The sequence below is a fragment of the Paenibacillus sp. FSL R5-0749 genome (assembly GCF_038595085.1).
Classification (GTDB): Bacteria; Bacillota; Bacilli; order Paenibacillales; family Paenibacillaceae; genus Paenibacillus.
On sequence record NZ_CP152005.1, the window covers coordinates 808,665 to 823,747 of the forward strand.

10 protein-coding genes are annotated in these 15,083 nt (G+C 47.0%); 9 read left to right on the forward strand and 1 reads right to left on the reverse strand.

Going from position 1 to position 15,083, the window contains the following annotated elements:
• Positions 1-112 precede the first annotated feature (112 nt).
• From MKY85_RS03730 to MKY85_RS03765, 8 genes are all read left to right on the forward strand, one after another.
• Positions 113-1,450, forward strand: coding sequence for a hemolysin family protein (locus tag MKY85_RS03730; protein ID WP_342571808.1), 1,338 nt, complete (start codon positions 113-115; stop codon positions 1,448-1,450).
• Between the two features lie 229 nt (positions 1,451-1,679).
• Positions 1,680-2,762 carry a hemolysin family protein gene (locus tag MKY85_RS03735; RefSeq protein ID WP_342571809.1) on the forward strand — a complete coding sequence of 361 codons (1,083 nt, stop codon included), beginning with the start codon at positions 1,680-1,682 and terminating at the stop codon, positions 2,760-2,762.
• A 267-nt stretch (positions 2,763-3,029) separates the two neighbouring features.
• The gene (locus tag MKY85_RS03740) at positions 3,030-3,983 is read left to right on the forward strand and encodes a ring-cleaving dioxygenase (protein ID WP_339308761.1); all 954 of its coding nucleotides are present in this window, start codon (positions 3,030-3,032) and stop codon (positions 3,981-3,983) included.
• A gap of 14 nt (positions 3,984-3,997) precedes the next feature.
• Positions 3,998-4,603, forward strand: coding sequence for an alpha/beta hydrolase (locus tag MKY85_RS03745; protein WP_339261305.1), 606 nt, complete (start codon positions 3,998-4,000; stop codon positions 4,601-4,603).
• A 334-nt stretch (positions 4,604-4,937) separates the two neighbouring features.
• Entirely contained in the window at positions 4,938-7,229 is a 2,292-nt protein-coding gene (locus MKY85_RS03750) for a glycoside hydrolase family 3 C-terminal domain-containing protein (protein WP_342571810.1), read from the forward strand.
• A gap of 370 nt (positions 7,230-7,599) precedes the next feature.
• Positions 7,600-8,490: an alpha/beta hydrolase gene (locus tag MKY85_RS03755; protein ID WP_342571811.1), complete on the forward strand. Its 891-nt coding sequence runs from the start codon at positions 7,600-7,602 to the stop codon at positions 8,488-8,490.
• 63 nt (positions 8,491-8,553) lie between these two features.
• A complete protein-coding gene (gene ilvA / locus MKY85_RS03760) occupies positions 8,554-9,846 on the forward strand; it encodes a threonine ammonia-lyase IlvA (RefSeq protein ID WP_339239493.1) in 1,293 nt (430 codons plus the stop codon).
• A gap of 50 nt (positions 9,847-9,896) precedes the next feature.
• The gene (locus MKY85_RS03765) at positions 9,897-10,484 is read left to right on the forward strand and encodes a GNAT family N-acetyltransferase (RefSeq protein ID WP_342571812.1); all 588 of its coding nucleotides are present in this window, start codon (positions 9,897-9,899) and stop codon (positions 10,482-10,484) included.
• Between the two features lie 127 nt (positions 10,485-10,611).
• On the opposite strand, the gene MKY85_RS03770 is transcribed toward MKY85_RS03765, so the two are convergent.
• Entirely contained in the window at positions 10,612-11,577 is a 966-nt protein-coding gene (locus tag MKY85_RS03770) for a hypothetical protein (protein ID WP_342571813.1), read from the reverse strand.
• Positions 11,578-11,894: 317 nt separating this feature from the next.
• On the opposite strand from MKY85_RS03770, the gene MKY85_RS03775 reads away from it, so the two are divergent.
• A complete protein-coding gene (locus tag MKY85_RS03775; protein ID WP_342571814.1) occupies positions 11,895-15,062 on the forward strand; it encodes a copper amine oxidase N-terminal domain-containing protein in 3,168 nt (1,055 codons plus the stop codon).
• Positions 15,063-15,083: the final 21 nt, after the last annotated feature.

A 15,083-nucleotide genomic window follows, 5' to 3' on the forward strand; every position in this document is an offset into this window, starting at 1 on the left:
ATATAAGGCAGACGTCGTGTTGAAAGACTAACAGCGGATGAATGGTTAACACAGTTAACGGATCACGCTGTAACTATCTCTGGAGGTGAATCCCTGAGAATCGGGGAAATCATTGGACATAATTACCATATTGAATATCGCTTTACTTATTATCTTGATTGCATTGACTGCATTTTTCGTAGCATCGGAGTTCGCTGTAGTCAAAATTCGTACATCAAGAGTGGATCAACTGGTTGCCGAGGGCAATAAAAAGGCCGTACTCGCCAAAAAAGTTGTCTCGGACCTGGATTATTATCTGTCAGCCTGTCAGCTCGGTATTACAGTCACCGCTCTGGGACTGGGAGCACTCGGAAAACCGACGGTTGAGAGATTGTTATACCCGGTATTCAATTATTTAGATGTGCCTGCTTCAATCTCATCCATTGCCTCATATGCAATTGCCTTTATCCTCGTCACATTCTTGCATGTGGTTGTTGGTGAGATGGCACCCAAAACATTGGCGATTCAGTTTTCGGAAAAACTGACGTTATTGCTCTCGCCGCCTTTATATTGGTTTGGTAAAATCATGTATCCGTTCATCTGGGCACTTAATGGAGCCTCACGTGTTATTCTGCGGGGATTCGGTGTGAAGCCTGCCGAACATGATCAAGCCTACTCGGAAGACGAGATCAAGATCATCATGAACCAGAGTTATGAAGGTGACGAGAACAACAAGACCAAGCTTTCTTATCTGGAAAATGTATTTGTATTCGACGAACGTGATGCCAAAGACATCATGGTACCACGTACGGAACTGGTGACATTAGATCAGGATATGACCTATGACGATATTATTCCTATATTGGATGAACATAACTATTCACGTTACCCTGTCATCGAGGATGGGGACAAGGACCGCATTATCGGCGTCGTGAATGTGAAAAAGATTTTGCCGGATATGGTTGCTGCAAGATCGTATCAACTGAGCGAGTTCGTTCGTGAGATCCCATTCGTTTCCGAAGTTACACGTATCCAGGATGCGATGATTAAAATGCAGCAGGAACGTGTACACATGGCCGTGGTTGTGGATGAATACGGCGGTACTTCGGGAATCATTACGATGGAGGATATTCTGGAGGAGCTGGTCGGTGAGATTCGTGATGAATTCGATGCCGATGAGGTGGCTGATATTCAGGAGACCGGAGAGAATCAATATCTCATTAATGGTCGGGTCCTTTTGGATGAAGTGGAGCGGCAGTTTGGGCTTAGCTTTGAAGGAAACGAAGAGATGGATACCGTAGCCGGATGGATTCAGTACCAGAAGGGTGTGGGTGTGGAAAAAGGCGACACGGTAGAACACGGTGATTATGTCTGGACCGTTGTCGATGCCGAAAATTATCACATCAAGCAAGTTCTTCTGGAACGAGTGAGCGGCGCTGAAGTTGAGGAAGGTGCAAGCGATCTGGCGTGATCTTACCCGGAAATTTTTAAAATTTAAATGTTTTTGCGATAACGGAGAGGACAGAATAGACTGAAGAAGCGAAGCGTCCGCCTTTATCCCCGGATTTTCCCCTTTTATATAAGGATCAAAAAAATCTGGGGATAACAGCGGTCGGAAGGTTATTCTGTCATCGGAGTGGTCTGAGCAACCTTAATATAAATTTTACTTGGAGGTGAATCCCTCAACCTGAGGGAAATCATTGGACGGAATAATAGCCTTGAATTTATTTTTAGTAGCCGTATTTATAGGTCTGACAGCCTTTTTCGTTGGAGCCGAATTTGCAATTCTTAAAGTACGGATGTCCCGAATCGATCAACTGATCTCGGAAGGTAACAAAAAGGCAGTACTGGCCAAAAAAGTGGCACACAACCTGGATTATTATCTGTCGGCATGTCAATTGGGGATTACCATTACGGCGCTCGTATTGGGAGCCTTGGGTGAACCTACCGTTGAGAAAATGCTGCACCCGCTATTTGAGCGCTTGGAAGTGCCAGCGGCGTTGTCTACCGTGCTTTCCTATGGTATTGCTCTCGCGATTATTACGTTCCTGCACGTGGTTATTGGTGAATTGGCACCGAAAACACTGGCGATTCAGTTTGCAGAGAGAATGACGCTGCTGCTGGCACCACCACTGTACTGGTTCGGTAAAATCATGAATCCGTTCATCTACGCGCTGAATGGAGCTGCTCGTCTGTTGCTTGGCATATTTGGTGTAAAACCTGCTGGGCATGATACCGTTCACTCGGAAGAAGAACTGAAGCTGATTATGGCACAGAGCTATGAGAGTGGTGAGATCAACCAGACGGAGCTGGACTATCTGAAGAACATTTTTGCTTTTGATGAGCGTTTGCTTCAGGAGATCATGATTCCAAGAGACAAAATCGTTACCTTGAATAAAGAAATGCCGCTTGATCAGATCATTGAGACGCTGAATCGACATGAATACACGAGATATCCTGTTATTGCAAATGGAGATCAGACGCATTTTGTTGGTTTCATCAATACCAAAGAAATGCTGACAAGTGTGGCTGCAGGCCGTGCCTTTAATATGGAGACATTTGTCCATAATACGCCGAGTTTCTCCGAGCGTTCTCCGATCAAGGACGTGCTGATTCAGATGCAGCAAAGCCGTGTACACATTGCAACCGTGAAAAACGAGGCAGGTGTTACGGTAGGTATGGTTACGATGGAGGATATCCTTGAAGAGATTGTCGGAGATATCAAGGATGAATACGAGCACAAAGATTTGGTGAATCCTCCCAAAAGAATGAAATTGGTTTAAGCAGCAGTGTTAAAAAGAAATTACAGCATTAACGAAGTATCGAAGTGAAGCAACGTAATTCTTCTAACGATAAAAGCAGGTTCCCGATGTGATCGGGGCCTGCTTTTTGGTTTACATCTTAATTTTAAAATAAAAGCTTGCATATTGAGGTGCAATGGATTAATATAAATTTAAAGAATCTTAATTTAAAGATAAATAACAAAAGCAATACAATAAATAAAAGAAGCGCATCTAACTTATGATATTACTAAAACCAAGGGAGTGGAGATTATGTTCAGAACTTCAGGCATTCATCACATTACAGCTTTTGTAGACGATGCACAGAAAAACGTTGATTTTTACGCAGGTGTGTTGGGTCTTAGATTGGTAAAAAAAACAATTAACTTTGATGCACCAGACGTGTATCACTTGTATTATGGGAATGAGCAGGGTGCACCGGGCACAATCATCACCTTTTTCCCACAGCAGAATTCAAGAAGAGGTGTTATTGGTTCAGGTCAGACTGGAGTTACCGTATATGCGGTACCTGTAGGAAGCTTGCCTTTCTGGAAAGAACGTCTTACTTCCTTCGACATTCCGTATGAAGATAAAACGAGATTCGGTGAGCAGTACATTCGTTTCTTCGATAAAGGTGGCTTGTTGCTTGAACTGGTTGAGCGCGAAGGTGGTCAGCCAAGCAGCTGGAGTTTCAACGGTGTGACACCGGAGCATGCCATCAAAGGATTCGGCGGTGCTGTATTGTTCAGCCACGTTCCTGAGAAAACCATGGATGTACTGGTGAGCAAACTGGGTCTGGAGCAGGTTGGTGAAGAGAACGGACTCCTTCGTCTACAGGCAAGCGGCGATATTGGCCAGATCATTGACATTCAGTCTACAGGCATTCAACGCGGGATTGGCGGAGCCGGAACGGTTCACCATATTGCATGGCGTGCCAAAGACTACACGGAGCATGAGCAAATTCAGCAGGATCTTGAACAATCCGGGTATCATCCAACACCAGTCATTGACCGTCAATACTTCAACGCTGTGTATTTCCGGGAGCCGGGAGGCATACTGTTCGAATTGGCTACCGATCCTCCGGGGTTTGCACGGGATGAACCCGCAGAGAGCATGGGTGAGAAACTGATGTTGCCTGAATGGTATGAACCACAGCGCGAACAGATTGAACAATTGTTGCCACGAATTGAAGTACGTGAATGGAAAGGAGAGTCCAAATCATGACCACAACTAATACAATGAAACATATCTATAAAGCAGGTGCTCAGCCGGATGCGCCAACAATCCTGTTGCTTCATGGCACAGGCGGAACCGAGAACGATCTGATCGGTCTTGCCGAGATGATCGCGCCAGAAGCTGGCATACTTGGGGTGCGAGGTAACGTATCGGAGAACGGGATGCCCCGTTTCTTCCGCCGCTTGGCCGAAGGTATTTTTGATGAAGAAGATCTGATTGCTCGTACGGCAGAGCTGGGATCTTTTGTAGATGCAGCTGCGGTGGAGTATGGTTTCGATCGGTCCAACGTGTATGCACTGGGCTACTCTAACGGTGCCAACATTGCGGCAAGCCTGATCTTCCATCAAGCGGATGTATTCAAAGGTGCAATTCTGCATCATCCAATGGTACCGCTGCGTGGTCTGGAATTGCCAGATCTGAAAGGTCTGCCTGTGTTCATCGGTGCAGGCGAGAACGATCCGATTGTACCAAGACGTGAAACTGAGGAACTTGCTTCGCTGCTCAGTGGTGCAGGTGCCGATGTAAACACGTATTGGGAGCGTCAGGGTCATCAGTTGACTCGTACCGAGGCAGAAGCTGCGGCAGCTTGGTTTAAGACACAGGCGTAAGTTGGGTATTTTCTTATTGAATGAGCGGTATGATTAATCCCAAATATTGTGAAGCTAAAGCAATAAAAAACAGTCCTGATGAAATTGAAATCGGGCTGTTTTTTATTTTATTTTTGGCTTGTGAAGCAAACGAAAAGCTGCTGTTATGTAAGCGAGACGAAGGGGTAAACATTTGAATAATCAATAGTTGAAGATGTATTCTTGTTATATTACTTAAATCCAACTAAAGATTTACATGACAACGGAAAATACAGAAAAAACTTGAAGAAACGAAGTGTTCTGTCATCGGAGTGCAGTGTAAATTGTACTAACATCATGAACTGGAGGGGTTAATGTGGAACGTAACATCAAGGAACTGGTACAGCGGATGACACTGGAGGAGAAAGCGGGTATGTGCTCGGGGCTGAACTTTTGGCATCTGAAAGGGGTGGAGCGTCATGGCATTCCTTCCATCATGGTGACGGACGGACCTCATGGGCTACGCAAGCAGGATGGCAGTGCAGATCATCTCGGTCTGACGTCGAGCGTGCCCGCAACCTGTTTCCCCTCTGCGGCAGGACTGGCTAGTTCATGGGACAAGGATCTGGCGCGTCAGGTCGGAGTAGCCTTGGGTGAGGAATGTCAGGCTGAGGATGTAGCGGTATTGCTTGGGCCGGGTGTGAATATTAAACGTTCCCCACTGGGCGGACGTAATTTTGAATACTTTTCCGAAGATCCGTTGTTATCCACGCAGATGGCTACAGGTCATATTCAGGGTGTACAGAGTCAGGGCGTGGGTACGTCTCTCAAACACTTTGCAGTCAATAATCAGGAAGAACGGCGCATGTCGATTGATGCAGTGGTGGATGAACGGACGCTGCGCGAGATCTATCTTGCGAGCTTCGAAGGTGCGGTGAAGGATGGACAGCCGTGGACGGTGATGTGTTCCTACAATAAGGTGAACGGTACGTATGCTGGTGAGAATGAATGGTTGCTTACCGACATCCTGAAAGACGAATGGGGACACGAAGGTCTTGTGGTATCCGACTGGGGCGCGGTCAATGAACGTGCAGACGCCCTTGCGGCAGGACTGGAACTAGAGATGCCAACAAGTGGTGGAATTGGTGAGCGTAAAGTGATTGATGCCGTAGAGAGCGGACAATTGCCGCTGGACAAGCTGGATCGAGCGGTGGAGCGTCTGCTTACGCTGATCTTCAATGCCGTTGATCAAAAGAAAGAAGGGGCTACATATAACAAGGATGAGCATCACCAACTTGCGCGCAAGGTGGCAGCCGAGAGTATGGTTTTGCTGAAAAATGAAGAAGGTCTTCTGCCGCTGGGGCGTGAAGGAAAAGTGGCGTTAATCGGAGCATTTGCGCGTAAACCCCGCTTCCAGGGCGGTGGCAGTTCCCACATTAATCCGACCAAAGTGGATGATATTGTGGAAGAGATGACACGGGTGGCTGGCGAAGGTGTAACCTTCTCCTATGCCCCAGGTTATCGGATTGAAGCGGATGATGTGGATGAGACATTGATGCATGAGGCTGTCCAGGCAGCGCAATCAGCGGATACCGCTGTAGTGTTCGTTGGATTGCCGGATCGTTATGAATCCGAAGGGTATGATCGTTCCCATCTGCGCCTGCCTGACAATCATATCCGGCTGATTGAAGAGATTGCGAAGGTTCAATCACGCGTCGTCGTTGTGCTGAGCAACGGATCTCCAGTGGAGATGCCTTGGCTGCCGAAGGTGCAAGCGGTGCTCGAAGCGTATCTTGGTGGACAGGCGGTTGGTGGAGCGATAGCCGATCTGTTGTACGGAGAGGTGAATCCGTCCGGCAAACTGGCAGAGACATTCCCTGCCAAACTCAGCCATAATCCATCTTATCTGAACTTCCCGGGCGAAGGGGATCGTGTCGATTATCGGGAAGGTATCTTTGTGGGTTACCGCTATTATGACAAAAAAGAGCTGGAGCCCCTGTTCCCGTTTGGTTATGGACTGAGTTATACCACATTTGAATATGCCGACCTGAAGGTAGATCGCACGGAACTGACCGATCAGGATGAGGTGAATGTGCAAGTTCGGGTCACTAATACCGGAGACAGAGCGGGCAAGGAGATTGTACAACTATATGTCAGCGACGTAGAGAGCACAGTTATTCGTCCAGTCAAAGAACTGAAGGCTTTTGCCAAAGTAGCGCTTGAACCGGGAGAGTCAAAAGTAGTGAGCTTTACACTAAACAAGCGTTCATTCGCCTATTACAATGTAGATATGAAGGACTGGCATGTGGAGACTGGAGAGTTCGAGATTCAAGTGGGCAGTTCCTCACGGGACATCCATGTGCAAACACGGGTGAATGTAGAGTCTACAGCGACATTCCTTCCAACCTATACGCGTAACAGCACATTGGGGGATATCCAGCGTGATCCGGCCCATAAAAAGCTGCTCGAACAGGCTTTGCAACAATTCCAGGAAGCCAGCGGGTTCGGTGGCGAGGATGCGGGTGATCATGCAGATATGATGGATGCAATGATGAAATATATGCCACTGCGTGCACTGGTTGCGTTTAGCGGTGGGGCCATGACGGAAGAAGCGATGAACGAGCTTCTGGAGCAGCTGAACAACAAGGATCATGGTATTCGGGGATAAGGGGCAGTAGCCTTAAACCGAGTATTCAACCATCCTTGGGTTAAGCGAATGTGCAATCCGTGCAGGAACTGCGCACGAAGCAACAAGAAGGTGTATGTGAGGACCAGCCGCATAGTGGCTGGTACAGTTACCCGATCCGATTGTGGATCGGGTTTTCTTTTTGCATAAGGGAAAAGAGGGAGAAAGGAACGGTGGGATAGGGGATAATCCATGCAACGCAACAGAAGGTGATAGAAACGACAGGACGGCTGTAACATTGATGAATCAACATGGTTGTGGTAAAGGATGGAGTATTCTATAATGGAGTAATTGATAATGATTTTCAATTAGATCGGTGAAAGATGATTATGCTTGTAATCAGGAGGGGAATATGAATCCTAACTCTAGCTCACATACGTTTGGCTCAAGTGCGTTTGTTCAGACCCGCGATGGTCGCAAATTACATTATATGTCCAGGGGAACAGGAGAACTTACGGTTGTATTTGAATCCGGCATGGGTGCCTCCAGATCGAACTGGGGATTAGTTGCACCAGCCATTGCTGAGCATGCACGCGCCGTCGTGTATGACAGGGCAGGGGCGGGACGAAGTGATGTAGACGCGGCTCCCCGTAGCCTTGAACGCATTGCAGGGGATCTTGGGGAACTGCTGACTGCGCTGGGTCCGGGGCCTTTCATTCTGGTTGGACATAGCTGGGGAGGTCCGATCGTACGGGCTGCGGCGGCTGCACATCTGTCTCGATTACGTGGCATTATTCTGGTAGATCCATCAGACGAGCATTGTGAAATGTATTTTTCCAAACTTACTAAGATGAGCTTTGCCTTCAATGGTTTCCTTATTCCAATCATGGCACGTACGGGTTTATATAGGTTGCTCGGCAGCAAAGCGGGAAGCATTCAGCCTGACGATGTGGCGGCGGATCACCTCAAGGAAGATTTTACTTTACGAGCAGCCAGCACGATGCTTGCGGAGGGCAAAACATTTCTGACTGACATGGCAGCGCTGCTGGAACATCCTCCGGCTCTGGATAATCTGGAAGTCAGCGTGATCTCGGGTACGAAACCGGGTAAGGGAGAGGGGAAAATCAGACCTGCACTCATCAAGGCGCATCGCCAGACGGTGGGCAAGCTATCCAATGCAAGATGGATTGGGGCAGATCAATCGGGACATATGGTTATATATACAGACCCTCAGGTCATTATCGATGAAATTGTACGAATGATAAATGATGTAAGCTCAAGCGCAAGAACAGAACAAAAGTGATACAATACAAAGAAAAGCAGTGCGCGACATTGCTAGACCATAAAAGCGGAGTGTGGAGACAACATGAAACCAGTTGAACAAGAACCAACGGGAACCACAAATCCCGGCCGTGCCAGTGTTGGCATGGAAGATATCGTGCGTGCACATCATGTGCTGCGTGAGGTCATTGTAAGAACGCCGTTGCAGCGGGACGCTGTATTGTCGGCCAAATATAACTGTAATGTGTATCTGAAAAGGGAAGACCTTCAAGTGGTGCGCTCGTTCAAAATTCGGGGTGCCTATAATATGATTCGCAGTCTGACACCAGCCGAGATGGAGAAGGGTATTGTCTGTGCAAGTGCGGGTAACCATGCCCAAGGCGTCGCTTTTAGCTGTAATGCCCTTGGAATTAACGGCAAAATCTTCATGCCGAGTACAACCCCGAACCAAAAGGTGAAACAGGTAAGACGTTTTGGTGGTGACAACGTTGAAGTGGTGCTGATCGGGGATACGTATGATGATGCGTATGCTGAAGCGATGCGTGCATGTGACGAACAGGGCATGACGTTCATCCATCCGTTTGATCAACCGAAGATTATTGCAGGTAATGGTACAGTAGCGATGGAAATCATGGAAAGTCTCGATGAGAATGCCGACTATGTGTTCGTGACGATTGGTGGCGGAGGGCTGGCGGCCGGTGTGGGAACCTACATGAAAACCGTGAGTCCGGAGACACGAATCATTGGTGTTGAGCCACTTGGGGCAGCTTCCATGAGTGAGGCGATGTTCCGCAAACAGGTTGTAACGCTGGATGATATTGATAAATTCGTGGATGGCGCAGCGGTGAAGCGAGTTGGCGACCTGACCTATGATATCTGCAGCAGTATACTTGATGACATTGTGAAAGTGCCGGAAGGCAAAGCTTGCACAACCATTCTGGAGCTCTATAATGAAAATGCAATCGTGGTTGAGCCTGCCGGTTCCTTGGCAGTTGCGGCGCTGGAGCAGTATCGTGAGCAAATTGTGGGCAAGACGGTGGTCTGTGTCATTAGTGGCGGGAACAACGATATTGACCGGATGCAGGAGATCAAAGAACGTTCTCTCATCTACGAAGGTCTGAAGTATTATTTCATGGTTAATTTCCCACAGCGTGCGGGAGCTTTACGTGAATTCCTGGAGGAAGTTCTAGGGAAGAATGATGATATCACCCGGTTTGAATATACGAAGAAGCATGATAAGGAAAATGGCCCTGCCCTGGTGGGCATTGAGCTGATGTACAAGGAAGATTACCAACCGCTCATTGAACGTATGAACCGCAAAGGTATCGCCTATACTGAGCTGAACAAAAACCTGAATCTGTTCAACATGTTAATCTGATGAATTATTCAACAAGGCAGTCAGACATGCAGTCGGAGGTGAAATGAAGTATGCAATCAGATCACCAAGAAACATCTCCTCTGATCAGACCAGGGCGCATAGAAGATGTAGATCAAGTCATTCCATTGTTGGTTCAGGCGATAGGAGATATTGCTTACGCGCTCGCGGGTGAGGCGGATCATGATAAGGCGATGCAGATTTTGCAGGCGTTCTATGTACAGGAAGACAATCGGATTAGCTATCGTCACGTAACGGTGATGGAGCAGGATGGACTTGTGGCGGGAATTCTCGTAGCCTATGATGGCGGTGAAGCGGATCATCTGGACCAGCCGATTCTGAATCGCCCTGGACGAAGTCGGGATGAGAAGTATGCTTTGGTTAAAGAAACCCGCCCGGGTGAGTATTATCTGGATACTCTCTCGGTAAGTGAAGCTTATCAGGGGCAGGGCATCGGCCGGGCACTGATGGCTGCTTTTGAGCAGCAGGGCAGAGATCTGGGTCACTCGCAGGTATCCCTGATTGTAGAACGGGACAACGGCCGTGCGCTAATGCTCTATGAACGGCAGGGATATGTCAAAGACGATGTCATTGTCATCGCAGGACATGAGTATAATCATATGGTCAAGCCACTTCAATAGAGTAAGAAACCAAGAAGAAACCGCTACAGGGAGATCCTGTGGCGGTTTTTTGTCGTAATGAGATGTTGTAACGTACCCTAAATATTTAGGCCTCAATGTTAATATGGGAAAAGAGCGCATTGACTCATTAATTGGCATAATCACTGACCGGCACATGCTGCTCCAGCCATTTCTCGACAGCAGCCGTTTTCTCATACTTCGATTCTTTCACCACGTCCATAAAGGCATCCAGCTTAGTCAGGAACTCACTATCAACGGATGCAAGACGCTGCAAGACGCCGATGTAGCCTCTTTGGGCGTTCGCAACCATTTTGTTCGTGTCATAATCAAACAGCGGTGTATTGTTCAGCCCATAAAAAGTATACATGGTATAACTGTTTAACAGATTATGCACCTGCTTGGCCCGATTTGATTTCGGATAGAGTTCCAAGAATTTTTCCTGGCTGAGTGCTCGAAGGAGAATTTCCTGATAGCCAATGATTAGAGCTCCGTCATCCGCAGGCAATTTTTTCGTTTCCTTCGTCATGATACTGATATAGCTTGAGATATCTGCTGTAATATCAGATGAATATTTCACGAATGCCGCATAATTCATTATGGGATAGAGGGAGCCTTCGAGCATGACGAGGCGGTAGCCACTGTCACGGGCTTCTTTTAGCAGTGCACGCAGATCGGAGTCCTGGGTACGCTCTATGAGTTTGGTGAAGCTATCATTCATCTTGTATGCCTTGAGCATCTTGTCCTGAACGTTAGGAACGAGCAGGCGGTCCGTCATGGCACTCAGCGCCTTCAGGCGAGCATTCTCCAATTGAAGCACCATCAGGGTGGCGTGATGTTTTGTTACTTTTTTGATATGAGATTCGAGATAAGTATCCGCGGCAGGCAGTCCGTTCTTTTTGTAGAGTATGGACTGAAATGTTTGATATATGGTTGTTGAACTGGCAGTTGTGACTTTGGAATCTGTACTGGAAGAAGCGGCAGAAGCAACTCCGGATAATGGAGCGACAGCCGATTGGAGCAGCATAAGGACGGCGGTTGCAGTAATAAAAGTACGCATGCCTTTACGTTTGGCAGATTGGAACGATGATGTCATAGATATGAACCTCCCCGTAGTTAAGAAAATGATAGGCGTTGTTCACTAGTCACTATACATTAACGCAATTGGGGCAGGATGAGGTTGCGGAATAGTGACAAATTCTTCTGTTATTTTTAACTTTTGGAGGGTGGAAGATAGAGGAAGATTTCTGCGAAAATATTTTTTGTACAACTGGAAACTTTTGAGCTGATCTGAACGTCTTAGTTGTGCACAGGTAAATACAGGAATGAATGAAAAGAACAACGAATCTATTTCGATGTTAACTACATGCGAGAATGGGGATATGGGATATGAGGAAAGCAGGAGGAACACAAGTGAAGAAGGTAATGTCAGCGCTGGCTGTATCGGCCATGCTGATGTCCGCACTTCCAACGTCGGTTATGGATGCAGCTGCGAGGATCAGCATATATATTAATGATGCAGAGTTATCATCTGCTCAGGCACCTGTGATGAAAGGTGGGCGCGTACTGGTTCCGCTGCGGTCAATTTTTGAAGGATTGGATGCGAAGGTACAGTACACAAACAGAACCAAAACGATTGTTGCAACTCGCGACGATCAGGAAGTTACATTGACACTCGGTTCCAAAACGGCATACATCAACGGGGAAGCGATATCGCTGGATGTACCTGCAAACACGATTAAGGGCAACACGATGGTTCCGATTCGTTTTGTCAGTGAAGCTTTTGGAGAGAAAGTATTCTGGAACTCGCGCAATCAGCGTGTAGATATCAAGACAACGGCAACGCCACCAGTGGACGAGACACAATATGCTGCATGGAACATCTATGGTTCGGTATCCGGAAGTAACGGGGATGGTCGTGACCTGACCGTGAGCTTCACACGTCCAACGTCGGAGAAGGCGGTCTCTGCTTACCGGATTATGTTGGTGAAAACACGCGATGTGAATACCTTCACGGAGTCGGCAGCATCGGCCGTACCTTCTGCGAACTATACATCTGTAACACCGAATGGCAGCAACCCGAAACTGACGCTTAATGCACAGACGCGTGACGTAAACGGGGATTTGCTCAATAGCAATGAAACGTATCGCCTGTATGTTCTAACTGTTGGTAACAGCAGCAATAATTATAAAAATGCATTGAACTGGTCTTCCCAGGCATTGAAGCTCAATATTGTGAAATCCACAGTACAGGCAGTTACAAGTCTGCGTGCCGCAGATATTAGTGACTATGGCGATGGCCGCGATCTGGAGATCAACTTCACACAGCCGAGCACGACATCGAACATTACGTATTATCGTGCATTTGTTGTTAAAGCGAAGGATTCTTCTGCATTCAATCTGGCTGCAGCGAACAAAGTGTCCAGTGCAAACTCCACGATTATATACAAAGGCAACACCGCTGCGGTCAAAAGTCAGCTGACTTCTTCGACTCGGGATACGTCCGGCGAATTGATTAAGAGCGGTACAGCATATGTAGTATACATCTTGTCTGTAAGCACAAATACAACAACAGACAGCAAGCTGTCCGCAGCATCTTCTTCACTTACATTGTCATTGAACACAGCAACGTCTCCGGTAATTACGCAGGTGAGAGACAACTCGGATTATGGAGATGGTCGTGACATTCAAGTGAGTTTCAACCGTTCATCGGATGAGTCCAAGGTGGCGAACTATCGCGTCTTCGTGGTGCGCAACTCGGTTGCCAGCAGCTTCAATCTGACGACAGCAAGCAATCTGTCCTCCAGTCTGTATTATACGGTGAACAAAACAGGCAACAACATTACAACGACATTGCCTTCATCCATGAAGGATACAAGTGGTTATAATGTAACGAATCTGCAAGATTATCGCATCTACGTGATGGCAGTGGGCAATCAGCAAAATGGATACACCAATGCGCTGTCAGCTTCCTCCACTGTGCTGAGACTTACAACGAACGGTAATGCGGGAGTTATCAGCAACCTGGCTGTTGCGGATATTAGTGACTACGGTGATGGTCGTGATCTGCGGGTTTCGTTCAACAAAGCTGCGGATGAATCCAGAATCTCTGCCTACCGTGTATATGTCGTTCGTTCCGCTAATGTGGGCAGCTTTACGTTGAGCGCAGCTAATGCGTCAAGCAACTACACACAGGTGAACAAAACGGGTGGTAACCTGTCCTTTACGCTTCCGAACTATGCGGTAGACACTAATGGTTACACGATTACCAATAACGTTGCTTATCGGGTATTCGTGCTGTCGGTGAATAACAACGGAAACTCCAGTCAGAATGCGTTGTCTGGTTACTCTTCCCAAATTACGCTGACACAGAACGCGGCTATAACGGCTCCGAGCAATGTGGGTGCAACGGATATTGGTGATAACGGAGATGGCCGTGATTTGCGTGTGACATTTAATAAATCCGCGGATGAGACGAATGTGAATCATTATCGGGTGTTTGTGGTGAAAGCGGGCAGCACGTTTAATCTGAACATAGCGAATGGTGTGAGCAGCGCGTATTACAGAACCGTCAGTAAAACAGGAGCTAATCAGACTGTTACTTTAACAAGTAGCTCAAGAACAGTGGATAACGAACCGATTCGTAATGATGTGGCCTACCAAGTATATGTGATGGCCGTGAATAACAATGCTTCTCTGGCAAATGCATTGTCATCGCCTTCCGGTGCCATTACTCTAACTTCAGCTACTGCCGTGACAGCAGTGAGTAAAGTGAATGTAACCGTCAAAGATCAGGGGCAACAGGCAAGTGACCCTTCTGATGTAACTATTAATTTTGATAAAGCATCAAATGAAACGGGAATTGCTAAATATCGTATTTTCATCGTGCCTTCGAATCAGGTAAATGGTTTCACTGTAAGCTCAGCGCTTGGTCTTAATTCAGGTTCTTATAACGACCTAGATTTAAGTAGAGCAGGCACGCCTATCGTACTTAATGGTGGGTACCCTGACATTAACGGAAAAGCTCTAATTGTTGGACAGAAATACAAAGTGTTTGTTATGTCCCTGTCCAACAATACATCTCGCGCATCTAATCTATCACCGGCATCCAATGAATTTAATATCTATGCACAACCAACATTTGTTCAGGCTGCCACTATTACGGGTTTGCAGAATTCCGGTACAGTAGACGAGGCGAGTTATAAGCTTACCTTTATTAAACCTAATCCTGGAACTGGAATTTCTGAATATCGACTCTTTATTGTTAAAGGAACAGATAGTTTGGATGTTACAACAGCAACCTCTAACACCAGTTACCAAATTGGAAATCCTGCAGTGGTTGAAGTGACTTTAACTACAACGGCTATAGATTCAACAGGAACGAATCTGGTGGAAGGAAGTGACTACAAGGTGTACATTCTTTCCGTTGCTGGAGATACAACAACAAATAAACATACACTTTCGGGCCCATCGGATACATTCAAGCTTGAGAAGGCTCAGTCTACACCTGCACCTACACAGGATCAGACGTCTTCTACCAATCCACCTGCATCGAGTGAGGTCCAAACACCACAGAGCTGAGCGTAAAAATCTAAACTGCAG